Source organism: Kurthia sp. YJT4, from assembly GCF_030219945.1.
GTDB lineage: Bacteria > Bacillota > Bacilli > Bacillales_A > Planococcaceae > Kurthia > Kurthia gibsonii.
In genome coordinates, this window is sequence record NZ_CP126689.1 from 549,919 (window position 1) to 574,287 (window position 24,369).

Sequence of the window (24,369 nt, forward strand, 5' to 3'; positions counted from 1 at the left end):
GATAGATGAAAAAAATAAGTTCTTTCATCTTGTCGTTATGTTTACTCTTTTTAATTTCGCCTACCTTTTTTGTAAAAGCTAAGCAGGACATGCACGATGAGAGTATTTATGACATTATTGTTGATCGTTTTGTGGATGGAAATCCAGCAAATAATGGACCGACAAACTTAAAAGAGCCTTTTATGGGTGGCGATTTTGAAGGAGTTCGAACGAAGGCAAGTTATTTTAAAAAATTGCGTTTTTCATATATTTCACTCGGAAGCCTAGCAAAAGCAGAAGACTATCGCGGAAAAAAGGTAGTGGATTATGGTCAACTACAGCCTTACTTTGGGACAGAAGCAGATTATCAAAAGATGCGTGAAGCCTTAAATAAAGAGCAAATCAAAGTGATTGCTGATTTTCCGATTAATGGTGTGAGTGAAAAGAATGTATTGATTCCAAAAGGTGAAAAAGCGAATTGGGCGAAGCCCGCGACTGAAAAGGGAACGGTTAATTGGAATTTAGAAAATAAACAAGTGAAAAAAGCTTTGATGAAAGCTGCAGCAGATTATGCTTATCATAATCAAGTGGATGGTATTCGACTTACAGGGATACAAGGTGTAGATCCAACTTTTTTAAATGATTTAATGCTGATTTTAAAAGCAAGTAATCCTGACTTAGTCGTCCTATCTGATGATGACTCAGATGCGAATTTTGATGTGGATTATGATGTAGGAAAGATGAAGGCTTTTCAGGAAGTCTTTAAAAAACCGAATGCAACTGCTACATCGGTTGTGAAAAATATTCGAGAAGATCGTGAAGTTAATCCACGTCTACTCATGATTGATGATGTGAATAATACACGTTTTTCAGAACATACCAAAATATCGAAAGGTGAATCGAGTCCACAGTTGAAATTGGCGCTAACGACCTTATTTACTTTACCAGGGACGCCCATTATGATGTATGGTACTGAAAATGAAATGAGTGGAAAAAATCCACCTGATACACTTGGTATGATGGAATTTAAAGAAAATAATGAGCTAACAGATTACATCAGAAAGCTTCAAAAAATTCGTTCAGATAATCCAGCCTTGCGAAATGGTTCATTCAAATTATTAAATCATCAAGATGGTTTTGTCGCTTACGAACGATATGATGATAAAAAGAAATGGCTCGTAGTTGTTAATAATACAGATCAGACACAGCAAATGAACCTTTCTGAAAAGGCGATTGGGAAGAATCGAGAATTGGTAAGTTTATTAGATGGAGAAAGAGTCTATGCGAGTCCTAATCAAAAGTATCGTGTCGCATTAGATCGTGAACAGGCAGAAATTTTTGAAATCCAGCCAAGAAAAAGTGTGGATTTTCCGTATCTATCACTGGCGGTTGTAGGGACACTATTTGTATTGCTTATGATTAAGATTGTGATTGGTGTTGTGCGAAAAAAGAAGGGGGAAGGAATATAGTGTACCTCTTTAAAAAAGGTTGAGATCTAATGTGTTTATAACACATAGGTCTCAACCGATTTTTGATTTATAGAGCTTCAGGATATAATTCGTTTAAGAAAAAGACAGCGATTGTTCCAGGGCCTGCATGACATGCGATAGTCGAACCAATCACATGTAACTCAACAGCGACAGGGTGGAAGCGTTCGATAATCATTTCCTTCATTTCCTGTGCAGCTGCTAGGTCGTCACCATGACTAATTGCAATGACTTGTTTAGATAGTGTTTCACCACGTTCTTCCATTACGTCTAAAATACGCTTAAACACTTTTTTACGACCACGCATTTTCTCGATTGGAATTAGTTTTCCATCTTCTACGTGAAGGAGTGGTTTAATGCTTAATAATCCACCGATGAAAGCACTTGTTTTAGAAACACGTCCGCCTTTAGCAAGAAAATCTAAGTCTTCTACAGTAAATAAATGTTCCATATGTTCTGCTTGGAATCGTGTACGTGCTACAACATCTTCAAATGAGTATGCGTGATCGCGTACACGAACCGCTTCTTTTACGACCATACCATAACCAAGTGATGCACATTTTGAATCAATAATTTCGAGTTTTAAATCAGGATAGTTTTCAAGCACCTGTTCACGCATCATGCGAGCAGTGTTGTATGTACCTGAAAGTTCAGAAGAGAATGCGATATATAAACCTTCCTCGCCTGATTTTGCAAGTTCTTCAAAAGCATGCAAAAATACTTCAGGTGATACTTGAGAGGTTTTTGGCGATTTGCCATTTCGAATTTCGTCATATACTTTTTGTACATCAATGCCAATGACATCGTCGAATTCTTTGCCATCTAGTTCAACACGTAGTGGAAATAGATGTACATTATTATCTACATAAAAAGATTGTGGTAAATCACATGCGCTATCTGCAAATAGTTTCATGTGCTTACACCTCCTATAATTCATTTAGAGTTTTAGACGTTCACGTAAAATACGCGCGATTCCGTCTTCGTTGTTACTGTCCGTAATCTCATTTGCAATATTTTTTACATCGCCAATCGCATTGCCCATTGCCACGCCAAGACCGGCATATTCAAGCATCTCTAAATCATTATCCTCATCACCAAATGCAATAATACGTTCTTTTGGAATTTGTAAATGCTTTGAAACGACCTCTAAACCAATGGCTTTATGAATACCGCTGCGCACGATTTCGATTACATGGTACGGGTCTCCCCAACGACGATGGTCGATTACTTCTGCTTTTGTATGTTCTAAAAATTCACGAATGATCGCAACTTCTTGGTCACTCGCATGAAGTAATAAACTTGTTGGATCATCTTTTAGATGCTCTTTAATTTTGCCATATGTCATACGTGGATTACCCATTCCTAAAATCGCAAGAAGTGGGTCGTCTTGCTGTTCAACATAAACATCATCCATCACTTCCGCAATGACATTGGCAAGACGGTATTCGTGAAGAGATTCCACAATATCCGTTGCAGTATGTAATTGAATCGGATTATGTTGTGTTTTAAACTGTGTGTGATGAGGTTGATGAATGTATGCACCGTTGAAATTAACGATTGGTGTATGTAGTCCTAGTTCTTCATAAATATGTTTGCTGGCGCGAAAAGGTCGTCCAGTTGCAATCATTACTTGATGTCCTACTGACTTTGCTTGCAAGATTGTTTCTTTTGTTGTAGGTGATATCACTTTTTCATCCGTTAATAATGTGCCGTCTAAATCAAGCACAATTAAATGAGGCTTCATGAATCGCAAAACTCCTCTCTATCCCGTAATTTTACCCTTATACACCGTATTCCGTCAAAACTTCCTTTCGAAAAGAGTGAATAAGTCATAATAAAAAAGAAAATACCAACGGCTAAAGCAAAAATCGCTTGGAACCCCATACAATAACCACTCAAATTGTCTAATGCTTTATAAAATGACCTTTTCCCAATTTTGTTCATTTTTATTCGTCACATAAAATAATTTCTGTTACGATAAGGATAAGAATGTAAAGGAGTGAACAGGAAATGGAGATTAAAAAAGAACAATGGGGTAATATCCCACTACTACACATCTATGATGAAACGATGGATGCATCAACACCAACCATTCTATTTTTACATGGTTTTGAAAGTGCAAAAGAGCATAATCTACACTATGCCTATAACTATGTGAATAAAGGAATGCGTGTCATCATGCCAGACGCCATGTTACATGGTGATCGTGATGAACATCTCGATCCTGTTCAATTAAGCTTACGATTTTGGGAGATTGTCTTAACGAATATCGAGGAAGTTGAGACGATTTATCACGCGTTACAAGAAAAAGGGATTATTCAAGAAGGTACAAAAATTGGTCTAAGTGGAACATCGATGGGAGCGATTACGACATTAGGGTGTCTAACTGTCTATCCATGGATTGATGTAGCAGCAGTGATGATGGGTACACCAAACTATGTTGATTTAGCAAAAGCACAAATCGAACAAGTGGAAGCGATGGGATTACCATTACCGCTTTCTGAAGAAGAATTGGCACATTTATACCGCACGCTAGCTTACTTCGAAATTAGTAGCCATCCTGAAAAATTAGCAGGACGACCTGTATTCTTCTGGCATGGTAAAAAAGATCAAATGGTTCCATATGCACCAGCACACGCTTTTTATGAAGCAATGAAAGAACAGTATGCAGATGCTCCTGAGAAGTGGCAACATATGACATCAAAAAGTTCAGGTCATAAAGTAAATCGTAAAGGTATGCTTGCAAACGTGGATTGGTTTGCAGAGTATTTGGCATAAGCCTTAAATTTTGTTATGATGAACTTAACACTATGTAGAAAGGGGTAAACTTTCATGGCAATCGATCAAGATATGAAAGACAGTATCCTAGGCGCACTTGAAAACGTTATTGACCCAGAATTAGGGATTGATATCGTTAATTTAGGTCTTGTTTATGACGTAGATATGAATGATGAAGGTGTCGCAATGGTTACAATGACATTAACATCAATGGGCTGCCCAATGGGACCAATGATTATCGACCAAATTCGTACAGCACTATTTGAATTACCAGAAGTAAAAGATGTAGACGTAAATATTGTTTGGAATCCACCATGGTCAAAAGATAATATGACACGCTATGCAAAAATGGCTCTAGGCGTACGTTAATAATAGAATGGCCTTTCACATTCGATACTTGAATCGTAAAGGTCATTTTTTTGTGAATAAATAAAGATAGGAGAATTAAATTTTTTTAAAATGGATAAACAATTGATTCAAATTGAACGTAAATTCCGACCCGAAATTGAGGGTTTACGTGTTGTTGCAGCACTTCTAGTCGCCACATACCATATTTGGTTTAACCGCGTTTCAGGTGGCGTAGATGTATTCTTCGTAGTCTCTGGATTTTTAATTACAACCTCTATTATTTCAACCATTAATCGTACAGGGACGTTTAAGTTCCTACCCTATATCTCTAAGCTATTGAAACGTTTATTGCCATCCGTATTTTTTATATTGGCAGTCGTTCTTTTACTTAGCTTCTTTTTATTACCGCAAACAATTCTAGATAAAACGATTAAAGAAATTATTGCTTCCATGTTCTATTTTGAAAACTGGCAATTAGCATTTTCAAATACGGATTATCTCGATTCACAACAAATGAAAACTCCTGTAGAACACTTTTGGGCGATGTCAATTCAAGGTCAATTTTACATAATTTGGTTTATGCTATTTGCATTTATTTTATGGGCGATTAAAAAATATCAAATCACGAATACCCGAAAATTAATTAATTTTATTTTAGGTAGTGTATTCATCGTATCACTTATTTATTCAATTTATTTAACTTCAGTGAATCAACCATTTGCTTATTTCATTACATTTACACGTGTATGGGAATTCTCGTTAGGTGGATTACTCTGTGTAAATCTAGCATACATTCGCATCAATAAAGTAGTCGCCATGATATTAGGATGGCTAGGCTTAATTGGCCTAATCTTAACAGGTATGTTATTTGATGTATCACAAATGTTTCCAGGATATATTGCACTATGGCCAATGGCTTGTGCGGTCTTTATTATTGTATCTGGAACAGTAACAACTCGTTTTGGTGTGCGTCGTATTTTAGCCTCACCTGTCATGATTAAATTAGGTGGTTTGTCATTCGGTGTTTACCTATGGCACTGGGTTATTCTTTCGTTCTATCACTATAATATTAGCCGAGAGAATCCGAACTTTTTAGAAGGTATGACAATTATTATTGCTTCATTCATCTTATCTTATTTAATGACGCGCTTCATTGAAAAACCGATTCGCGAATCTTCTACGACGCGTCGTGCATTCCGTAGAATCTCATGGATTGGAACGGTGAACCTCATTTTAATTGCTGTTTTAGTGAGTACAAATCTTTTTGCGCAAAATCAACAAGCTAAAAATAAAACTGTTGAAAATTATCCTGGAGCAGTAGCAGCTCTTGGAAAAGTTGAAGTACCAGATGTACCTGCCTATCCAACTTTAGCCAATGTATTTAATGATTTACCACAATCGCATATAGATGGTAGTAATCAAACTCAAAAAAAAGCGGATGTAAAAGTCGGTGTCTATGGTAAAAAAGAAGGGTACACAGCTACCATCGCAGTTGTCGGAAGTTCACATTCCGAACAATGGCTAGGTGGCGTATTAAAAGCAGTTGAAGGAACGGATTATCGTGTGCTCAATATTACACGTTCCGCTACTCGTTTTTCTACAGGTTATGATGAAGATGATATCAAGTCTAAGTGGGTGGAAAATACATTAGCCTATATTAAAGAACAGGATATCGATTTAGTAGTAGGGCATGCGACAGCTTCGAATACAGATAAAGAACGTATTCAAGAACATCTTTTAAATCCACTGCGTGAATTAAAGGAAGCGGGTGTTCAAGTTTTAGCATTACGTGATAATCCACGCTATAAATTCAATGTTGTAGAGTCTCTTGATCAAGATGGTGAACAAAAAACGATTGAGAAAATGAATCGTGAACAAAATCAATTAGACGGAGCAGCTTGGACTAAACTAGAACAAAGCCAAGAATTTCATACATTAGATTTAACACAGTATTTCAAAATAGGTGATGAATTCAGACCGATTATTGGAAATGTGGTCGTCTATCGTGATTACGATCATATTACAAATACGTATGCCGAATCTTTTGCACCGATTTTTGAAAAACAATTTAATGATATCTTAAAAAAATAAAATAGTTAGAATCTCATTGTGTGTATTACATGATGAGATTCTTTTTTTTATAAAAAATTTTCTTTGACACATTCTTGATACATTCGAGCGGCATACTCTTATTTGTAAGACAGACAAGCTTATCACATTCAAATAGGAGGAGTACAACATGAATTTTTTAAAACGAGCCTTTCATAGTATGAAAGTTAAAAAAGGAAGAACAGCATTATTAACGATTGTCTTTTCAGCAATCTTAATCTTTATTTTAGCAGGCTTAACGATACAGAGTGCCTCATTAAAGGCAATAGAGAATGCAAAGAAAAGCATGGGAGCAACGGTTACGGTGTCAGCGAATATGCAAAAAGCGATGGAGGAAATGCGTTCATCAGAAAAAGAAGGAGAGAAACCAGACCCAAGTGGATTTAAGTTAACGCCTATTGATGAAAAAACGATGAACAAGTTGAATGCATTAGATGGTATTGCAACGTCCAATGTGACAAGTTCAACTTCTGCTAACGCAAAATCCTTTGAAGCGATTACGTCAGACGATACCTCAACGGATGAAACCGATACGCAAACAGAAGGTCGAGGTGGCCCAGGCGGTGGTATGGGTGGCATGGCATCTGCAGGGGATTTAAGTATTGCAGGTACGAATACGACAGATACAGTTTCTTCATTTACAAGTGGTACATCGAAAATTGTAGAAGGTGTAGGAATTACAGAAGCAGATGAAAATACAAACCACGCAGTCATTGAGAAGAATCTTGCAGAAGCGAATGATTTAAAAGTCGGTGACAAAATTAAAGTAGAAGATACAGATGAAAAATCACATACATTAGAAGTTGTCGGGATTTATGAATCAACAGAAACAGCAGATGCACGTGCATTGCAAATCGCATCACTTAATCCGTATAACAAAATTTATACATCTTACACATTTGCGAATACATTAAAAGGTTCTGACTATAAAAATACAGCCGATTCAATCGTCTATACATTAGAAAATCCAGAACAAGTGGATGCATTTGTAAAAGCAGCTAAAAAAGCTGGTGTTGATACAGATACGTACACATTACAGACGAACGATCAAGTGTACCAACAAATGATTGAACCGCTTAAAAATGTAGAGAGTTTCGCACAGAAAATTGTGTTATTAGTATCGATTGCAGGAACGATTATTTTAGCGTTAATTGTTATTTTAACGATTCGTGAACGTAAATATGAAATTGGTGTTCTGTTATCGCTTGGTGAGAGTCGTGTGAAAATCATTGCGCAGTTCTTTTCAGAGATGTTAATTGTCTTAATTATGGCGATGGTGATTGCTGGTGTGAGCGGACAGTTTGTCGGAAATATGGTCGGACAACAACTGTTAGATCAACAAACAACAACACAAACTGCAACAACACAAGATGCAGGACAACAACGAGGCCCTGGTGGTCAAGGAGGTCCAGAACAAGGAGATGCTAATGGTGGTCCACGCGGTGGCGGTGGATTTGGTGGATTCGGAGCAAACAGTGTGGCAGAAGCTGAACAAATTAAAGAACTAGACATCACATTATCATTGCAAGAACTTGTAGAGCTTGGTGGTTTCGGTCTTGCGATTAGTTTCTTATCCGTTATTCTCGCATCTATTGGTATCATGCGCATGCAACCGAAAAAAATCTTAATTTCATAAGGAGGTAACAAACAGTTAGAATAAATATATAAATATCTATAAAAAACTATTGGTTTTTCATACATTTCATAATATAATAGAATTATCCACTAATTCAAAGGAGAATGTAATGTATGAAAAAATACAGTATTGGTCAATTCGCAAAAGAAATCGGAGTAACAGTTCAGACTTTAAGAAACTGGGATAAGACAAATAAATTAAATCCCCAATATACTGCACCTTCTGGACACCGTTATTACTCTCAACAACAACTTGAATATTTTCTTGGTTTACATTCTCCTGAATCAGAATCGAGAATAACTATCGGCTACTGTCGAGTATCTTCTCATAAGCAAAAGGATGATTTGCAGAGACAAGTGGAAAACATGGAATCATACTTACTGTCTCAAGGTAATCCATTTAAGATTGTGAAAGATATAGGTAGTGGTATAAATTACAACAAAAAAGGGTTAAATGATGTTATTGATTTAGTCCTAAATTACAAAGTAGATCGAGTTGTAGTTTTATACAAAGATAGGTTATTACGATTCGGATTTGAACTCTTGGAAAATTTATTTGCTAAATACGGAACAAAGATTGAGGTTATCGACAATACTCCAAAGACAGATGATCAAGAGTTGGTCGAAGATTTAATTCAGATTGTTACTGTATTTAGTTGCAAATTACAAGGGAGACGGGCGAATAAGGCTAAGAAATTAATTAAGGAGTTGAAAGAGAATGATACTAACAAAGAAGATACGAATTAAACCAACTAAAGAACAAGAAATTCAATTATGGAAATCTACTGGTGTGGCAAGATGGGTATACAATTGGACATTAGCTAGACAACAAGAAAATTATCAACGAGGGTTGAAATTCTTATCTGACAATGTTTTAAGAAAAGAAATCACACAAATTAAAAAGCAAGAGGACTTCCAATGGTTGAGTGAAGTATCAAATAATGTGGCTAAACAAGCTGTTAAAGATGCTTGTAATGCGTATAAGAGATTCTTTAAAGGTTTGGCGAAACGTCCAAGATTCAAATCTAAAAAGAAATCTAAACCTTCTTTCTATAATGATAATGTGAAACTTAAAGTAAAAAAGAACACGGTGTTAATTGAGAAAGTAGGATGGGTTGCAACTTCTGAGCAAGTCCCAATGGGGGTGAAATATACTAATCCTAGAGTATCTTTTGACGGAAAGTATTGGTATATCTCTGTTGGAGTAGAGCAAGAACAAGTAAAACAAGAATTAACGAATGAAGTAATTGGCGTAGATTTAGGAGTTAAAGAATTAGCAATTTGCTCGAATGAAATGGTGTTCAAAAACATTAACAAAACAAAAGAAGTGAGAAAGATTGAGAAACGTTTACGTAGGTTACAGCGAAGTGTTTCTCGAAAATACGAGATGAATAAGGAGGGAAACCAATTTGTCAAAACATGTAACGTTATAAAAATCGAAAAGCAAATACGAAATCTACACAGACGGTTAGCTAACATTAGAAACAACCACATTCATCAAGCAACAAATACAATAGTGAAAACCAAACCTTGTAAAGTTGTGATGGAAGATTTGAATGTAGTTGGAATGATGAAAAATCGTCATTTAGCTAAAGTAGTAGCCAAACAAAAGATGTATGAATTTCTCCGTCAAATGAAATACAAATGTGAAAAATACGGAATTGAATTTATACAAGTTGGACGTTTCTTCCCATCTTCTAAAACATGTTCGTGCTGTGGACAAATTAAATCAGATTTAAAATTATCTGATAGAGTTTACAAGTGTGACTGCGGATTAGAGATAGACAGAGATATGAATGCTGCGTTAAATTTAGCTAAATTTGGAGAATTAGTAGCTTAGTCACTTACAAGACACTACTAATGTGTAGGGTTCGTTGTACCCGAATTAACGCCTGTGGAGTATCATATCAAATGTGAGTAGCTTCGGCAAAAGCAGATACAAAGAAACAGGAAATAAACATTGCTTATAGATTTTTATAGGTTTTTGGCAACGGAATAGTAGATGTTACAAGTAGAAAATTTAAATTATTGGTATCAATCGAAGTCAGAACCACTTTATGAAGACTTAAATCTGACATTTGATGAAGGAAAATTATACGGTATTTTAGGATCGAGTGGCTCGGGTAAAACGACTTTTTTATCGCTAATTGCAGGACTGGATACACCAAAATCAGGTGATATTTATTACGAAGGGAAGTCATTAAAAAAGATTGGGTTAACATGTTATCGTAATGCATGTGTATCGATTGTCTTTCAGTCGTATAATCTACTACCTTATTTATCGGCACTGGATAATATAACAGCAGCACTTGAAATTACGCATTCAAAAAAAGCGAATCGTAAAGAATATGCACTCGAGATGTTGCAAAAAGTAGGAATTGACACTGAAATGGCGAAGAAGAATGTCCAACATTTATCAGGTGGACAGCAACAGCGTGTTGCGATTGTGCGCGCCATGTGTTGTGATGCGCGACTTGTTGTAGCAGATGAACCGACAGGTAATTTAGACGAACAAAACTCACTCGAAATCATTCGCCTGTTTAAACAACTAGCACATGAACAAAATAAATGTGTCATTGTCATTACACATGAAAAAGAGATTGCAGAACAATGTGATACGGTTCTAGAGTTAAAATCTAAGAAAATGCATGTGATTAAAAGTAGTTAATTTATGAAACATATAATTAGAATATAGCTAATCGAAATATAGTAAATAAAGAAGACCATGCAAAAAAAAGCAGTGGTCTTCTTTTCATGTCTAATTAATACGACATAAAAATTCGACACACTGCTCACATTCACAAAACTGCTGTAAATAATCTAAACGATGGATTGTAAGGTAGCCATTTTCTTCTGATATGACTTTTTCTTTTTTGAATTCTTGTAATAAGCGGTTTACAACTTCACGACTTGTTGCACAAAGACTTGCTAGTTCACTATGTGTAAATTTTTCGCTAATTTGAATCGATTTGTCTGTTTTCTTTTCGCCATATGAATTCGCTAAACGAATGAGTGTAGAGGAGAGTGCGCCTTTTTTTCCATATAGCAGTAAATCGCGTAATTTAGTTTGTTCACGCATTCTTTGGATTTGAATCCATGTGAGACATTCTCGTAGTGCTGCAAGGTTTTCGGATAATTCATGTTCTAATTGTTCTTTCGAAATTGCAAAAACGGTACAACAGTCTAAAACTTTTGCTGAAAGTGGGTATGTAATAAGTGGGGTGAATAAAATACTTTCACCAATACAATCATTTTTCGTCGCAATGCAAAGTGTTAATTCTTTACCACCAACGCTCTCTTTTGTAATGGCAATACGACCTTTTTCCACAAAATAAAGATGTGTTGCCGCTTCACCTGTAGTACAAATATGTTGATGACGAACGAAATGATGTTTTGTACCATGTGCTTTAAAAATCTGCTGGACGATTTGGGGGACTGCATCAAACAAGATTAAAACACCTCCATAATTAACTGGTTTTTATTTTAACATAAATAGTAAATGGTACAAAAAATATGAAAGTCAAAAAAGGTCAAACATATTACTTGAGTTTTTGAAATAAAGTCGATATAATAAAATTAATCAATAGTCAAAGATGGTCAAACAGGAGGGAAAAATAATGCAAATGAATCAAATGAACCAAGAAGAAGAAAATCCGCTAGAGAAGTACGGACGTAATCTAGTAGAGGCTGTTAAAGAAGGTAAGATGGACCCTGTTATTGGACGTGACCAAGAAATTCGTGATGTCATTCGTATTTTATCTCGAAAAACAAAAAATAATCCCGTTCTAATCGGTGAACCAGGTGTAGGTAAAACAGCGATTGTTGAAGGTCTAGCACAACGTATTGTAAAAAAAGACGTACCTGAAGGTTTAAAAGATAAACAAATATATGAACTGGATATGAGCGCATTAATTGCAGGCGCAAGTTATCGCGGACAGTTTGAAGAACGTCTACAAGGTGTTTTAAAACAAGTACGTGAAGCAGAAGGAAATATTATCTTATTCATCGACGAAATTCATACCATTGTCGGTGCAGGTAAAACAGAAGGTTCGATGGATGCAGGGAATATGTTAAAACCAATGTTAGCACGCGGTGAACTACATTGTATCGGTGCGACAACATTAGATGAATATCGTACAAATATCGAAAAAGACCCTGCACTTGAACGACGCTTCCAACAAGTGCTTGTACGCGAACCATCTGTAGAGGATACAATTTCCATTCTACGTGGTTTACGTGAACGTTTTGAATTACACCATGGTGTACGTATCCATGACCGTGCGATTGTGGCCGCGGCAGAATTATCAAACCGCTATATTACAGATCGTTTCCTACCAGATAAAGCGATTGACTTAGTCGATGAGGCGTGTGCGATGATTCGTACAGAAATCGACTCGATGCCATCTGAATTAGATGAGGTTACACGTCGACAAATGCAGTTGGAAATTGAAGAACAAGCATTGATGAAAGAAGACGACAATGCGAGTAAAAAACGTTTAGAGGCACTACGTGAAGAATTACAAGAATTAAAAGATTCATCACAATCGATGCGTGAACAATGGGAACGTGAAAAAAATGCGCTTCAAATTGTGCAAGAAAAACGTGAAAAACTCGACCAATATCGCCATGAATTAGAAGAAGCAGAGAATCAATATGATTTGAATAAAGCAGCGATTCTACGACATGGTAAAATTCCAGAGCTTGAAAAAGAGTTAGCGAATTTAGAAGAGGAAGTAGAAAGTACAGATAAGTTATTACGTGAAGATGTAACAGCGGAAGAAATTGCGAGTATTGTATCTCGCTGGACAGGTATTCCTGTAACGAAAATGTTAGAGGGAGAGCGTGAAAAATTACTTCGTTTAAAAGATACACTACATGAGCGTGTAGTCGGACAAGATGATGCAGTTCGTCTTGTTTCAGAAGCTGTATGGCGCGCACGTGCAGGTATCCAAGATCCGAATAAACCAATCGGTTCGTTCCTATTCTTAGGACCAACTGGTGTAGGTAAAACAGAACTTGCGAAAGCACTCGCAGCACAACTATTCGACTCAGAAGACCATTTTGTACGTATTGATATGTCGGAATATATGGAAAAACATAGTGTATCTCGACTTGTGGGTGCACCTCCAGGTTATATCGGTTATGAAGAAGGCGGTCAATTAACAGAGGCTGTTCGTCGTAATCCGTATTCGGTCATTCTATTAGATGAAATTGAAAAAGCACATCCAGATGTCGCAAACATTCTCCTTCAAATTTTAGATGATGGTCGTATTACAGATAGTCAAGGACGTATGGTGAACTTTACGAATACAGTTGTCATTATGACATCGAATATCGGTTCACACTATCTACTTGATTTACACAATACGGAAGGACATGCGGTGGAAGATTTAGTGATGGCAGAGTTGAAAAATCATTTCAAACCAGAACTATTAAACCGTCTAGATGATATCATCATGTTTCACGCATTAACAGATGAACACTTCTACGAAATTACACGTAAGTATGTGAACCATCTCGTACAACGTGTAGCAGAACAAGAGATTAAATTAGTAGTTGGCGATGATGTTATTCATTGGATTGCGAAAGAAGGAGCAGATCCTGCATTCGGCGCAAGACCACTTCGTCGCTTCATCCAACGCCATGTAGAAACACCAGTCGCAAAAGAATTATTAAAAGGTGAAAAAGTACCTGGCGACACACTAACAGTTTATGTAGAAGATAATGAGATTAAAGTGAAATAAGATTTATTTTAGGAAGAGGAATCACATTTGATGTGGTTCCTTTTTATTTGCCCTATTTTTGATGAATGTAAGTAAAAAATAAAATTTTACTAATAAAATAAGCATTTCTTTAAATAACCCTTTTATCTATTTGTATTTTATGTTAATCTTTTACATGTTACATTTTTAACAAAAATATATTATTTGTATTAAAAATATTGCGGGTAAGTAAATGAGCGTTTTACGTACACGGTTAAATTTAAGAGGACAAGTTCATAATGTTCGAAAACCAATTGCTAAGTTATTTGGTAACTCTAAATATAAATATTAAAAGGAGGTATATGGATGAAATATATTAGACTGACATTAATTAATATTGTAGCGATTGGCATATTACATCTAGGTGGTTTTTTGTTCAGTATTTTAACTGATGGTGTATATGAAGGTATAGCTTACTTATTAGTACTCATTACACCAATCACTTTGTTTATTGGAAACTATTTATTAAAAGAAAAGTTACAGCCAGAGTCACAAAGCAATTTGATTTTTATTTTAATTGGAAGTATAGGAAGCCTGTTTTTACATTTTCTTTTTAGTAATGTCCAGTTTGAAAATGGCTTACCTTATGATTCATCAAGAGATAATATGTCAACGGCGCTTGTATTATTTTTATATAAGGCGGTATTTGTTCAATGTTTCATAGGAGCTGTCCTTTATGAGTGGCGACTTTATAAAAAGAAAAACAGTAATACATAGAATGAATGATACGAATTTACTTGGTTCATTGACATACACAACAAAAGCGCAACAAACATTTAACGAAAGATAGAAATGTGAGAGAAGAGAATGAATAAAAAAATCGCTGTTTTTCTTATAATAGAATTATTTTTAATTGCTTGTTTAGTATTATCAATATTTACTGAGATGCATTTTTTAATATTGCTGATTTTTATATTATCACCAGCTACTTTAATAATAATGCTACTTGTTTCAGATCATAAAAGAGGGAATAAAGGCTCAAGAATTACTTTTTTCGTTATTGTATTTTCCTTTTATCTTCAAATGAATTTATTAGCAATAATTGATGATAGTTATACTTGGAGAGGTCTATTCAGGTTACCTGAATATGAAGAGCTTGATGAAGTTTTATTTCCGTTAATTATTTTAGTAGGAGTGAGTCTATTAGTGGCATTTATCGCTATCTATGAGCTAATTGCTATGTACGAGAGAAATAATAAAAAACGAAGTGTTAATGAGATGGATGAAAAATAAATAGGTTCAAATAGAAATAATTAAAAGAGAATCAATTATGTAAATAACTCTGCACCCTATGCTCATGATTTTTATTATGTATAAGTGTTTTAATTGATGCATTATCGTCATCTGAGTTAAAGGAAAATAGAAAAAATGAGATTTAATAAAAGGGTGAGTTATTTGAAAGATGTTTTTGATTCTCCAAAATATAAAAGATAAAAATATGAGGGTAATTAAATGAAGATGAAAAAATATTTGTTTGTATTAATAGAAATTATTTTATTAATCTGTTTAGCTTTATTCACGACAAGAAAAATGTACGATGCAGCATTTATCATTTTGATATTTTCACCAATAATTTTAATGAGTATTTTAATTTTAGGGAAATTGTTAAAAAGTAAGGGAAAGCCATAATATCTGATATTTAGTATCATAATACATACTTACATTGGACTAAATTTGTTTAGTATTTTTGATTCGCAACTTGATTGGAGAGGGCCTTTCAGATTCCCCAAAGCTCTAACTAATGATCAAGGTGTCTTTGAATTGATTGTTATTTTAACTGGAGTTAGTTTACTAATTTCTGTTTTAATAAGTGGAGCGATTTTATATAGTCAAAAGAAAAAATCTAATAAATAGGTTAGAGACTTCTTTTTTGAAACATACATTAATGAGATGGATGAAAAATAAATAAACCTAAATTTGAAAAGACCTCATTTCATCTGTAAATGTGGTCTTTTCAATTCATTACGAACCACCGTGGTGACGTATTAATTAAGGAACATCAACTAAATTCCGCAAAAAATTTTCAAGGAACATCGACTAAATGCTGCACGTCCTGTGCAAACGTCGATGGATCTCACATCCTGTGAGGCCTACATCTAGGTGATAATGATGGACTGTTATCATAGAATGGTTATACGTACGGTAATTAAGCAGAATAAAGAGGTGAGAAAATGGATTTAATCGTACCGGAAAGTGATTACTTCGAAAATAAAAAAGAGTGGATGCGTGCTTTTGAGGTGTTACAACAGCTCGTTAAGGAACATCCAAATGAACCGAAATATCTTTGTAAATTAGCATTTCTTTGTTGGTATCATACTTCTGAATCGGACGGGGATCGAGAAAATTTGAATGAGAGTTTATTAGACAGTACTTTACTGGCGTGTTTTGTAGAAGGAAAAAAGAAATTTAGTGAAGATGTTAATTTCCTCGTTGTATTTGGACAAATGATGCACCTTACCCCGTATCTTTTTGAACATGAGAATTTTGATTATTTCGCTATTGAAAAGCTGGCGTTGGATTATATTGAGAAAGCATTTATGATGGCTCCTAATAGCCTTTTTATAAAAAAATTATTTATAGAGACTCGATATATCCCAGAAAATATTTCATCTAATAGACTTTTAAATCGTTTTAAAAAATTATTGAATATAGAGACAGAGACAGAATATAATAAGTTAAAAGAAGAAGTAGCGCATGACATCTCGAATTTTGGTTTTTCAGGGCTGATGTTAGAGTTTTTCAAGGATATGAATCCCCCAAATAGTTTGTGAATGATTAATTATAGAAAAAGATATTTAGCCCATCACTGAATAAAATTTTAGACTTTGCCGTATCAGTGGCATTTCTTTAAAAAGAATACTCATGATAATGCTTTTTCTGTAGTTAATTAAATAATTTATTTGGTTCACTGACGTACACAACAAAAGTACAACTTCTTGCTATAAAGAAAGAGGCATAGTCATTAATGAATTTTAAACAAATATTTTATTTTTTTGTCGGAATGTTAATTCTATTATTAGCAGGTGATATAACTTATAATACGGAGCATATTATTCCGATTTTCATAGTAATGGTATCAGTTTTTTATTTACTATATACGGAGATTTTTAAGAATAAATTTTCAATAAAGAGCATGTTAATAGGTATAATGATTGCATGGTTCATATATCATTTTGTAAATATTTAGTTTTTACAAAGTGCATCTTTAAAATAATACAGGATGTCGCACCTCAAAAGTAAAACTGAATTTTGAGGTGTTTTTTTATACCAAAATATACGGCGAAGTTTATATTATATATACCAAATAATGACTTATGATATATAATAGGGTGAGAACAAAAGTTCGTAATTTTATTATAGAGAGAAGTGAGGATAAATGAATGTATATGTAGATGATTTACGAGATTGTCCTGAAGGGTTCACAATTGCTAGAACCTTTGAAGAAGCGGTGACTTTATTGGAACAGCATGAGGTGGATATTTTGTCATTGGATCATGATTTAGGTGAGGATGCAGAGGGGAATCTACTGCCGACAGGGTATGATTTGGTCAAGTACTTTTGTGAACATGGTTTACGAGCAAATAAAATTTATTTGCATACAGATAATCCGGTAGGACGAGAAAATATGTATGAAACGTTGAAGGGGGCAAAGCGTAGAGGTTTTATTGATCAAGATATTGAAATTTATCATTATTCCATCACATCCAACCGTTATAGTGGTCCAACTGAATAAATAAAAAAAAAGACATGTACGTAGGTACGTGTCTCTTTTTGGTTTATTGTCTGTGTGAATCGATATCTTGTGCTTCACCTTTTGGAAGGATTGCGCCCACGATTACGACGAATACTGCAAATACAACTGAGAAGATTAAACCTTGCTTCACTTGTTCCATTTCGAATGGTGTGTTACCGATAGCAGAAGTTACATAATTTAAAAGTGTAAATAATACAGCACTCCAGAATAATAAAACGATGTATTTCATTGATTTTCACCTCTGATTTTACATTTGTACTCTATTAATAATAGCATAATGAAGAAGTAAATTGAAATACTCTTTTCATTCGCACAGTAGATTTTGTCAAAGTTTTGTCAATAGTGTTGAAAACTGAAAACGGTTCGATTATAATTAGTACCAGGTATTAATAATTGGTATTTGAAAAGGGGCGCTATAGATGGCAGCTGGTTTAATTGGTATTGGACGTTATGTACCAGAAAATATCGTGACAAATGCAGATTTAGAGAAAATTATGGATACATCAGATGAATGGATTCGCACACGTACGGGAATTGAAGAACGTCGTATTGCGGGAGACGATGAAAATACATCTGATTTAGCTTTTAAAGCAGCGGAAGCAGCAATTAAAGACGCAGGAATTACAGCGGATCAAATCGGTTTAATTCTTGTGAATACAGTAACACCTGATCAACCATTCCCAACAGTCGCATGTATGATTCAAGAACGTTTAGGTGCAACGAAGGCAGCGGCGATGGATCAATCGGCAGCTTGTGCAGGTTATATGTATGGATTAGTAACAGCAAAGCACTTCGTTGAAGCAGGTACATATGATTATGTATTAGTTGTAGGTGCAGAAAAGCTATCAAAAATTACAGATTGGACAGATCGTAACACAGCTGTATTATTCGGTGATGGTGCTTGTGCAGCTGTAGTTGGAAAGGTATCAGAAGGTCGTGGTATATTAGCTTATGAACTAGGAGCAGATGGTTCTGGTGGTAAATTCTTATATCAAGATGAACATGACCACATCGCAATGAATGGTCGCGAAGTATTCAAATTTGCGGTACGTCAAATGGGCGAATCTGCGATGAATGTAATCGAAAAAGCAGGTTACCAAAAAGAAGACGTTGATTTCTTAATTCCACACCAAGCAAATATTCGTATCATTGATGCAGCACGTAAACGTTTAGACTTACCAGAAGACAAAGTAGCAGCAGTGATTAGTAAATACGGTAATACTTCTGCCGCTTCAATCGGTAATGCGATGGTTGAATGTGTAGAAAATGGTAAAATCAAAGATGATGATTTAATCGTATTAGTTGGTTTCGGTGGCGGTCTAACATGGGGCGCAATCGCATTACGATACGGTAAATAAAATTTAACGAGCTAGAAAGAAGGGGTTTTAGACATGACGAAAAAAAGAGTAGTAGTGACAGGTATTGGTGCAGTTACACCTTTAGCAAATGATGCACATGCAACATGGGAAGCCATCAAAAAGGGTCAATCAGGTATTGGGCCACTTACACGTATTGATGCAGAAAAATTTCCTGTAAGTGTAGCAGCAGAAGTAAAAGATTTCGATATCGAAGAATACGTAGTGAAAAAAGAAGCGCGTAAGATGGATCGCTTCACACACTATGCACTTGCGGCAGCAACAATGGCTGTAAAAGATGCAGACTTAACAATCGACGATTCAAACGCACCGCGCGTGGGTGTATGGTTAGGTTCAGGTATTGGCGGTATGGAAACATTTGAACAACAATACACAAACTTAATTACAAAAGGTCCACGTCGTGTGAGCCCGTTCTTCGTACCAATGATGATTCCAGATATGGCAGCAGGTCAAGTTTCGATTCACTTAGGTGCAAAAGGTATTAACACATGTACGGTAACAGCTTGTGCTACAGGTACAAACTCAATCGGTGATGCGTTCAAAGTAATCGAACGTGGCGATGCAGATGTGATGATTACAGGTGGAACAGAAGCACCAATCACTGAGTTATCAGTAGCTGGTTTCTGTGCAAATACGGCACTATCATTAAATCCAGATCCAAAAACAGCTTCACGTCCATTCGATAAAGAGCGTGACGGTTTCGTTATGGGTGAAGGTGCAGGGATTGTCGTATTAGAAAGTTTAGAACATGCTTTAGCACGCGGCGCGAAAATCTACGGTGAAGTTGTAGGTTACGGTGCTTCAGGTGATGCATATCATATTACAGCTCCAGCTCCAGGCGGAGAAGGTGCAGCACGTGCGATGACACAAGCGATTGAAGATGCAGGAATTGACCCATCTCAAATTGATTACATTAATGCACATGGTACATCAACTTACTACAATGATATGCTTGAAACAGAAGCAATCAAAAAAGTATTAGGCGACCATGCACAAAAAGTAGCAATCAGCTCAACAAAATCAATGACTGGTCATATGTTAGGTGCAGCTGGTGGCGTAGAAGCTATCTTCTCAGTATTAGCACTGAAAGAAGGAATTGTTCCACCAACAATGAATCTTCAAAACCAAGCTGAAGAGTGTGATCTAAACTACACACCAAATGCAGCGGTAGAGAAAACAATGGAGTACGCATTAAGTAACTCATTCGGCTTTGGTGGACATAACGCAACACTTGTATTCAAAAAATACGAAGCATAATAATACAAAGGCATTACATCTTTTTGATGTAGTGTCTTTTTTTATTCCATTTATTGTTATTTGAAGTTATAATGTAAAGTAAGCTTTACAATCATCGGAGGAAAATATGAAAAATCATGTAAGAGATTTGCGAATGCAGTATGATTTATCGCAAGATGCATTAGCAGAAAAAGTAGGGGTATCACGACAGACGATTATTTCACTTGAAAAAGGAAAATATAATCCATCCATCATATTAGCTTTTAAATTAGCACGTGTGTTTCGATGTCAGATTGAGGATCTTTTTATTTATGAGGAGGAGAATAGTTGAAGAACAAACAGCTGTTATTTTATATATTAGGTGCTGTTTTATTCATTTATGCACTTGTACTGAATCTACCGTCGATTTTAGCCTTTGAATTTCCGAATGCAATTATGGCATTTGGTCTAGTCATTATGGCGTTTTGCCTCGCCTATTTAACACCGCATTTTGTAGAGAAAGATGAACGTGCGCAGAAGATTCGAGAACGCGCAATATATATGAGTTATTTCTGGGGTATGGGCTTCTTATTGGTTCTTTTAATCGTATTCAATCCATTATCTACGTTCGAGTTAGCTGCTTTTCAATTATTATCATTATTCATCGCACTCTATTTATCCATCGTCTTTTTAAATATGGTTTACTACGCAAGAAAATATTAAAACAGGCTACATAAAACATAGCATTCGCAACAAAAAGAAGTACACCTCCTTTCCTTTTTTTGTTGGTGTTCGCAACAAAAAGAAGCACAACCCCTTCCTTCTTTTATTGATGTTCGCAACAAAAAACTGGAACCGCGTCACAGCGCGATTCCAGTTTTTCTTATGCTCATATGAGATGATGGCTTTTATAGCGTATTATTTTTTCTTCTTTACTTTACGACCTAAGCCCATCGCTGCTTCCATACGGTCAATTGTTGCTGAAGCAATCGCATTCGCTTTATCGCGACCTTCATCTAAGATGTGGTCTAATTCAGGTGAATCGATTAATTCTTTGTAGCGCGCTTGAATTGGTGCTAAATGATTGATTACAGCCTCTGCAACACCTGCTTTAAAGTCACCATATCCTTTACCTTCATACTTCGCTACAACTTCATCAACTGTTTTACCTGTAAGTGATGATTCAATAATGAGTAAGTTTGATACGCCTGGTTTGTTTTCAACATCAAAGCGTACAACACCTTCTGAATCCGTCACAGCCGATTTGATTTTCTTCTCGATTTGTTTTGGCTCATCTAAAATACGAATGGTTGCTTTTGCATTCGCATCTGATTTACTCATCTTCTTCGTAGGGTCTTGTAGTGATTTAATGCGCGCACCGTTCTTCGGTAATTGAATATCTGGTACAACGAATGTTTTACCAAAACGTTTATTGAAGCGCTCTGCTAAATCGCGTGTTAATTCGATATGTTGTTTTTGGTCATCACCTACAGGAACAAGGTGTGTATTATATAGAAGAATGTCACCAGCCATTAGCGGTGGATATGTTAAAAGACCAGCTGATACAGATACATTTTCTTTTGATGATTTATCTTTGAATTGTGTCATGCGCTCTAATTCACCAATTGAAGCGATACATTGTAACATCCATCCAGCTTGTGCATGTGCTGGTACTTCAGATTGAATGAATAGAGTTGATTTGTTTGGGTCAATCCCAGCTGCTAAGTAAGTGGCTGCGAGTTTACGGATATTTTCATGTAACTCTTTTGGATCTTGTGGCATTGTAATCGCATGTTGATCAACAATACAGAAGATGCTATCATATTCGTCTTGTACCTCTACGAATTGACGAAATGCACCGATATAGTTTCCGAGTGTGATGACGCCTGTTGGCTGAACGCCTGAAAAGATTCTTTTTTTCATTTTTTCTTCCTCCTTCAAATAAAAAACATCATGCTTCCCTAAAAAAAGGGACGAATGATGTTTTGAATCCGCGGTACCACCCAAGCTTGTCATAAAAATATGACCACTCTACCTCGTAACGTGAGGTAATGCGAGCTAAGTTACTTTTTGTCTGTTCACAAAGCTGGCTCCGAAGTCCATTCGACCAAGTGTATCATCTGTTCTCACCAACCACAGATTCTCTGAATATACAAAACTTGATGTACTACTCTTCATCTTCGCCTACTATTTCATTGTTTTGATTATATGATAAACATTCTGCAAATGCAAGCGTGTCAAGGGGTGAACGTATTTTCGGTTTTTATTTTCAGTCGTTGTATGCTAAATGAGAAAAAATATTTTGAAAACTAGGTTTATGTTTATGAGAATAAGGGAATAAATATATGTAGCGAAAACTAGATATAGATGAAGAAGTGTTAGTAGATACAATATGTACACATTGTAAAACTTTTAAAAAACTATATTCAAACGAATGATTGTATTGTATAATAAGTTTATAATTCTTTATTAGATTTATTCTAATTTAAAAATAACAATCGTTTAGCTCTATACATTTGAAAGGATGTGCTAGATATGATGGTAACATTATTTACATCTCCGAGCTGTACTTCTTGTCGTAAGGCAAAGGCTTGGTTAGAGGAACATGATATTGCATATAAAGAACGTAATATTTTTGCGGAACCACTAACAATCTCTGAAATCAAAGAAATTTTACGTATGACAGAAGATGGGACAGATGAAATCATCTCGACACGTTCTAAAACTTTCCAAAAATTAAAAGTGGATGTAGAAACACTACCTCTACAAAAGTTATATGAATTAATTCAAGATAACCCAGGTTTATTACGTCGTCCGATTATTTTAGATGAAAAGCGTTTGCAAGTAGGTTATAACGAAGATGAAATTCGTCGTTTCTTACCACGTAAAGTACGTGCTTATCAACTTCAAGAAGCACAGCGTATGGTAAATTAGCAAACTAGCGTACAGTGAATACATTGTGCGCTAGTTTTTTTATGTTAAAGTGCGTCGTTTTTAAAAGACGTACTAAAATATAAAAATCAAGTCAAAACGATTGCATTTCATGTGAGACTTTTCTACAATTCATATACAATAGCTAATAGAATCTTTTTCTTTTCTTTTTTTCTGTTGAACACTTACAATAGAAGTAGTAGAGTTAGTTATTCACGTAAGCAATTTGCAGTAAGTCATAACTAACTGAAGGGAGTTGTTTAGTATGGATATAGAACGCATTAATGACAATACTCTAAAACTTGTGATTTCATATAAAGATATAGAAGAACGTGGCTTTACAAAAGATGAAATTTGGTTTAATCGAGATAAAGGCGAAGAACTATTCTGGGTCATGATGGATGAAATTGACGATGATCAATTTGAAGTGAACGGTCCACTCTGGATTCAAGTAGTTGCGAAAGAAGTCGGTCTTGAATTAACAGTGACAGTTGTAAATGCACCACATGAATTATTTAATGAAGGTATGTTAGATGTACAAAACAAGGGAAGTCAGTTTGCAAATATGTTTGAATCCGATCCATTCACAACCAATGCACAAGATTTTGAAACAGATACCTTCCAGTTGTTAGAGGACGCTGTTTTTGAATTAGAGAGCTTTGATGATTTGATTCCGCTAGCAAAATCAATGCCAAGTGGTTTTGATGAAGTGAATGAGTTATATGTATATGAAGGTCGATATTACTTGTACATTGACTTCACACGAGTGGTAGATGTTGAATTACAACAAGATTTCCTAAGTCCGATTTTAGAGTATGCAAAACTTTCAAGTCAGACAATTCACGTACTACGTGAATACGGAAAAGCGGTTATGGAAGGCGATTGTTTCGCCATCACACGCGAACATTTTTAAAAACAAGTAAAATTAGAGAACTTTATCATTTTATATGGTGAAGTTCTTTTTTTGCGTTAGATTTAGTCTGTTATTTTTTAAA

General features: G+C 35.4%; 24 protein-coding genes and 1 other annotated feature. Of the genes, 19 read left to right on the top strand and 5 right to left on the bottom strand.

The window, feature by feature from the left end:
• Positions 1 to 5 precede the first annotated feature (5 nt).
• A complete protein-coding gene (locus QN089_RS02585; protein ID WP_285215907.1) occupies positions 6 to 1,448 on the top strand; it encodes an alpha-amylase family glycosyl hydrolase in 1,443 nt (480 codons plus the stop codon).
• Between the two features lie 67 nt (positions 1,449 to 1,515).
• On the opposite strand, the gene QN089_RS02590 is transcribed toward QN089_RS02585, so the two are convergent.
• Both QN089_RS02590 and QN089_RS02595 read right to left on the bottom strand, forming a co-directional pair.
• Positions 1,516 to 2,379 carry a DegV family protein gene (locus QN089_RS02590; protein WP_285215908.1) on the bottom strand — a complete coding sequence of 288 codons (864 nt, stop codon included), beginning with the start codon at positions 2,377 to 2,379 and terminating at the stop codon, positions 1,516 to 1,518.
• A gap of 24 nt (positions 2,380 to 2,403) precedes the next feature.
• Complete coding sequence (locus QN089_RS02595) at positions 2,404 to 3,210, bottom strand: Cof-type HAD-IIB family hydrolase (RefSeq protein WP_087682338.1); 807 nt, start codon at positions 3,208 to 3,210, stop codon at positions 2,404 to 2,406.
• A 266-nt stretch (positions 3,211 to 3,476) separates the two neighbouring features.
• Here QN089_RS02595 and QN089_RS02600 point away from each other — a divergent pair, with 266 nt between their 5' ends.
• The 7 genes from QN089_RS02600 (at position 3,477) to QN089_RS02630 (ending at position 11,004) form a co-directional block, all read left to right on the top strand.
• Positions 3,477 to 4,244, top strand: coding sequence for a prolyl oligopeptidase family serine peptidase (locus QN089_RS02600; RefSeq protein ID WP_285215909.1), 768 nt, complete (start codon positions 3,477 to 3,479; stop codon positions 4,242 to 4,244).
• A gap of 60 nt (positions 4,245 to 4,304) precedes the next feature.
• Positions 4,305 to 4,613, top strand: a complete 309-nt coding sequence (locus QN089_RS02605; protein ID WP_068457542.1) for a metal-sulfur cluster assembly factor — start codon at positions 4,305 to 4,307, stop codon at positions 4,611 to 4,613.
• Between the two features lie 102 nt (positions 4,614 to 4,715).
• Complete coding sequence (locus QN089_RS02610; protein WP_350310903.1) at positions 4,716 to 6,683, top strand: acyltransferase family protein; 1,968 nt, start codon at positions 4,716 to 4,718, stop codon at positions 6,681 to 6,683.
• Positions 6,684 to 6,831: 148 nt separating this feature from the next.
• A complete protein-coding gene (locus tag QN089_RS02615; RefSeq protein WP_285215911.1) occupies positions 6,832 to 8,337 on the top strand; it encodes an ABC transporter permease in 1,506 nt (501 codons plus the stop codon).
• Positions 8,338 to 8,450: 113 nt separating this feature from the next.
• On the top strand, positions 8,451 to 9,083 hold the full coding sequence (locus QN089_RS02620) for an IS607 family transposase (RefSeq protein WP_285215912.1): 633 nt from the start codon (positions 8,451 to 8,453) through the stop codon (positions 9,081 to 9,083).
• Positions 9,055 to 10,176 (top strand): RNA-guided endonuclease InsQ/TnpB family protein, encoded by a 1,122-nt coding sequence (locus QN089_RS02625; protein ID WP_285215913.1) that lies wholly within the window; start codon positions 9,055 to 9,057, stop codon positions 10,174 to 10,176. Before QN089_RS02620 ends, QN089_RS02625 begins: the two co-directional genes overlap by 29 nt.
• 162 nt (positions 10,177 to 10,338) lie before the next feature.
• Positions 10,339 to 11,004 (top strand): ABC transporter ATP-binding protein, encoded by a 666-nt coding sequence (locus QN089_RS02630; RefSeq protein ID WP_285215914.1) that lies wholly within the window; start codon positions 10,339 to 10,341, stop codon positions 11,002 to 11,004.
• A gap of 90 nt (positions 11,005 to 11,094) precedes the next feature.
• Here the strand turns inward: QN089_RS02630 and QN089_RS02635 are convergent, their stop codons facing one another.
• The gene (locus tag QN089_RS02635; protein WP_087682343.1) at positions 11,095 to 11,784 is read right to left on the bottom strand and encodes a Crp/Fnr family transcriptional regulator; all 690 of its coding nucleotides are present in this window, start codon (positions 11,782 to 11,784) and stop codon (positions 11,095 to 11,097) included.
• 175 nt (positions 11,785 to 11,959) lie between these two features.
• Here QN089_RS02635 and QN089_RS02640 point away from each other — a divergent pair, with 175 nt between their 5' ends.
• The 5 genes from QN089_RS02640 to QN089_RS02660 all read left to right on the top strand — a co-directional run bounded on the left by QN089_RS02640 (position 11,960) and on the right by QN089_RS02660 (position 17,831).
• Positions 11,960 to 14,080, top strand: a complete 2,121-nt coding sequence (locus QN089_RS02640) for an ATP-dependent Clp protease ATP-binding subunit (RefSeq protein WP_481810433.1) — start codon at positions 11,960 to 11,962, stop codon at positions 14,078 to 14,080.
• 324 nt (positions 14,081 to 14,404) lie between these two features.
• Positions 14,405 to 14,815 (top strand): hypothetical protein, encoded by a 411-nt coding sequence (locus QN089_RS02645; RefSeq protein WP_087682344.1) that lies wholly within the window; start codon positions 14,405 to 14,407, stop codon positions 14,813 to 14,815.
• 90 nt (positions 14,816 to 14,905) lie between these two features.
• The gene (locus QN089_RS02650; RefSeq protein WP_285215916.1) at positions 14,906 to 15,331 is read left to right on the top strand and encodes a hypothetical protein; all 426 of its coding nucleotides are present in this window, start codon (positions 14,906 to 14,908) and stop codon (positions 15,329 to 15,331) included.
• 938 nt (positions 15,332 to 16,269) lie between these two features.
• On the top strand, positions 16,270 to 16,869 hold the full coding sequence (locus QN089_RS02655; protein WP_285215917.1) for a hypothetical protein: 600 nt from the start codon (positions 16,270 to 16,272) through the stop codon (positions 16,867 to 16,869).
• A gap of 605 nt (positions 16,870 to 17,474) precedes the next feature.
• Positions 17,475 to 17,831: a cyclic-phosphate processing receiver domain-containing protein gene (locus tag QN089_RS02660; protein WP_068455427.1), complete on the top strand. Its 357-nt coding sequence runs from the start codon at positions 17,475 to 17,477 to the stop codon at positions 17,829 to 17,831.
• A gap of 43 nt (positions 17,832 to 17,874) precedes the next feature.
• Here QN089_RS02660 and QN089_RS02665 read toward each other — a convergent pair whose 3' ends face one another.
• Complete coding sequence (locus tag QN089_RS02665; protein WP_068455425.1) at positions 17,875 to 18,081, bottom strand: DUF2929 family protein; 207 nt, start codon at positions 18,079 to 18,081, stop codon at positions 17,875 to 17,877.
• A 190-nt stretch (positions 18,082 to 18,271) separates the two neighbouring features.
• On the opposite strand from QN089_RS02665, the gene QN089_RS02670 reads away from it, so the two are divergent.
• From QN089_RS02670 to QN089_RS02685, 4 genes are all read left to right on the top strand, one after another.
• Entirely contained in the window at positions 18,272 to 19,210 is a 939-nt protein-coding gene (locus tag QN089_RS02670; protein ID WP_068455422.1) for a beta-ketoacyl-ACP synthase III, read from the top strand.
• A gap of 33 nt (positions 19,211 to 19,243) precedes the next feature.
• Positions 19,244 to 20,485 (top strand): beta-ketoacyl-ACP synthase II, encoded by a 1,242-nt coding sequence (fabF, locus tag QN089_RS02675; protein ID WP_068455419.1) that lies wholly within the window; start codon positions 19,244 to 19,246, stop codon positions 20,483 to 20,485.
• A 106-nt stretch (positions 20,486 to 20,591) separates the two neighbouring features.
• The gene (locus QN089_RS02680; RefSeq protein ID WP_068455417.1) at positions 20,592 to 20,795 is read left to right on the top strand and encodes a helix-turn-helix transcriptional regulator; all 204 of its coding nucleotides are present in this window, start codon (positions 20,592 to 20,594) and stop codon (positions 20,793 to 20,795) included.
• The gene (locus QN089_RS02685) at positions 20,792 to 21,166 is read left to right on the top strand and encodes a DUF2178 domain-containing protein (RefSeq protein ID WP_285215918.1); all 375 of its coding nucleotides are present in this window, start codon (positions 20,792 to 20,794) and stop codon (positions 21,164 to 21,166) included. The genes QN089_RS02680 and QN089_RS02685 overlap by 4 nt, the downstream gene beginning before the upstream one ends.
• Before the next feature lie 195 nt (positions 21,167 to 21,361).
• Here QN089_RS02685 and trpS read toward each other — a convergent pair whose 3' ends face one another.
• A complete protein-coding gene (gene trpS, locus QN089_RS02690) occupies positions 21,362 to 22,366 on the bottom strand; it encodes a tryptophan--tRNA ligase (RefSeq protein ID WP_087682357.1) in 1,005 nt (334 codons plus the stop codon).
• Between the two features lie 43 nt (positions 22,367 to 22,409).
• Positions 22,410 to 22,633 (bottom strand) — a binding site (T-box leader).
• Between the two features lie 348 nt (positions 22,634 to 22,981).
• On the opposite strand from trpS, the gene spxA reads away from it, so the two are divergent.
• Both spxA and QN089_RS02700 read left to right on the top strand, forming a co-directional pair.
• The gene (gene spxA / locus QN089_RS02695; RefSeq protein WP_068457536.1) at positions 22,982 to 23,377 is read left to right on the top strand and encodes a transcriptional regulator SpxA; all 396 of its coding nucleotides are present in this window, start codon (positions 22,982 to 22,984) and stop codon (positions 23,375 to 23,377) included.
• 262 nt (positions 23,378 to 23,639) lie between these two features.
• Positions 23,640 to 24,287 (top strand): adaptor protein MecA, encoded by a 648-nt coding sequence (locus QN089_RS02700; protein ID WP_285215919.1) that lies wholly within the window; start codon positions 23,640 to 23,642, stop codon positions 24,285 to 24,287.
• Positions 24,288 to 24,369 lie beyond the last annotated feature (82 nt).

What these genes read in the sequence shown, in the direction of transcription:
- QN089_RS02595 (WP_087682338.1), bottom strand. Translation starts at nt 3,210, where the DNA reads ATGAAGCCTCATTTAATTGTGCTTGATTTAGACGGCACATTATTAACG.
- QN089_RS02625 (WP_285215913.1), top strand. Translation starts at nt 9,055, where the DNA reads ATGATACTAACAAAGAAGATACGAATTAAACCAACTAAAGAACAAGAA.
- QN089_RS02660 (WP_068455427.1), top strand. Translation starts at nt 17,475, where the DNA reads ATGAATGTATATGTAGATGATTTACGAGATTGTCCTGAAGGGTTCACA.
- QN089_RS02680 (WP_068455417.1), top strand. Translation starts at nt 20,592, where the DNA reads ATGAAAAATCATGTAAGAGATTTGCGAATGCAGTATGATTTATCGCAA.
- QN089_RS02645 (WP_087682344.1), top strand. Translation starts at nt 14,405, where the DNA reads ATGAAATATATTAGACTGACATTAATTAATATTGTAGCGATTGGCATA.
- QN089_RS02600 (WP_285215909.1), top strand. Translation starts at nt 3,477, where the DNA reads ATGGAGATTAAAAAAGAACAATGGGGTAATATCCCACTACTACACATC.
- fabF (WP_068455419.1), top strand. Translation starts at nt 19,244, where the DNA reads ATGACGAAAAAAAGAGTAGTAGTGACAGGTATTGGTGCAGTTACACCT.
- QN089_RS02655 (WP_285215917.1), top strand. Translation starts at nt 16,270, where the DNA reads ATGGATTTAATCGTACCGGAAAGTGATTACTTCGAAAATAAAAAAGAG.
- QN089_RS02640 (WP_481810433.1), top strand. Translation starts at nt 11,960, where the DNA reads ATGAATCAAATGAACCAAGAAGAAGAAAATCCGCTAGAGAAGTACGGA.
- QN089_RS02665 (WP_068455425.1), bottom strand. Translation starts at nt 18,081, where the DNA reads ATGAAATACATCGTTTTATTATTCTGGAGTGCTGTATTATTTACACTT.
- QN089_RS02585 (WP_285215907.1), top strand. Translation starts at nt 6, where the DNA reads ATGAAAAAAATAAGTTCTTTCATCTTGTCGTTATGTTTACTCTTTTTA.
- QN089_RS02615 (WP_285215911.1), top strand. Translation starts at nt 6,832, where the DNA reads ATGAATTTTTTAAAACGAGCCTTTCATAGTATGAAAGTTAAAAAAGGA.
- QN089_RS02590 (WP_285215908.1), bottom strand. Translation starts at nt 2,379, where the DNA reads ATGAAACTATTTGCAGATAGCGCATGTGATTTACCACAATCTTTTTAT.
- QN089_RS02670 (WP_068455422.1), top strand. Translation starts at nt 18,272, where the DNA reads ATGGCAGCTGGTTTAATTGGTATTGGACGTTATGTACCAGAAAATATC.
- spxA (WP_068457536.1), top strand. Translation starts at nt 22,982, where the DNA reads ATGGTAACATTATTTACATCTCCGAGCTGTACTTCTTGTCGTAAGGCA.
- QN089_RS02630 (WP_285215914.1), top strand. Translation starts at nt 10,339, where the DNA reads ATGTTACAAGTAGAAAATTTAAATTATTGGTATCAATCGAAGTCAGAA.
- QN089_RS02650 (WP_285215916.1), top strand. Translation starts at nt 14,906, where the DNA reads ATGAATAAAAAAATCGCTGTTTTTCTTATAATAGAATTATTTTTAATT.
- trpS (WP_087682357.1), bottom strand. Translation starts at nt 22,366, where the DNA reads ATGAAAAAAAGAATCTTTTCAGGCGTTCAGCCAACAGGCGTCATCACA.
- QN089_RS02700 (WP_285215919.1), top strand. Translation starts at nt 23,640, where the DNA reads ATGGATATAGAACGCATTAATGACAATACTCTAAAACTTGTGATTTCA.
- QN089_RS02620 (WP_285215912.1), top strand. Translation starts at nt 8,451, where the DNA reads ATGAAAAAATACAGTATTGGTCAATTCGCAAAAGAAATCGGAGTAACA.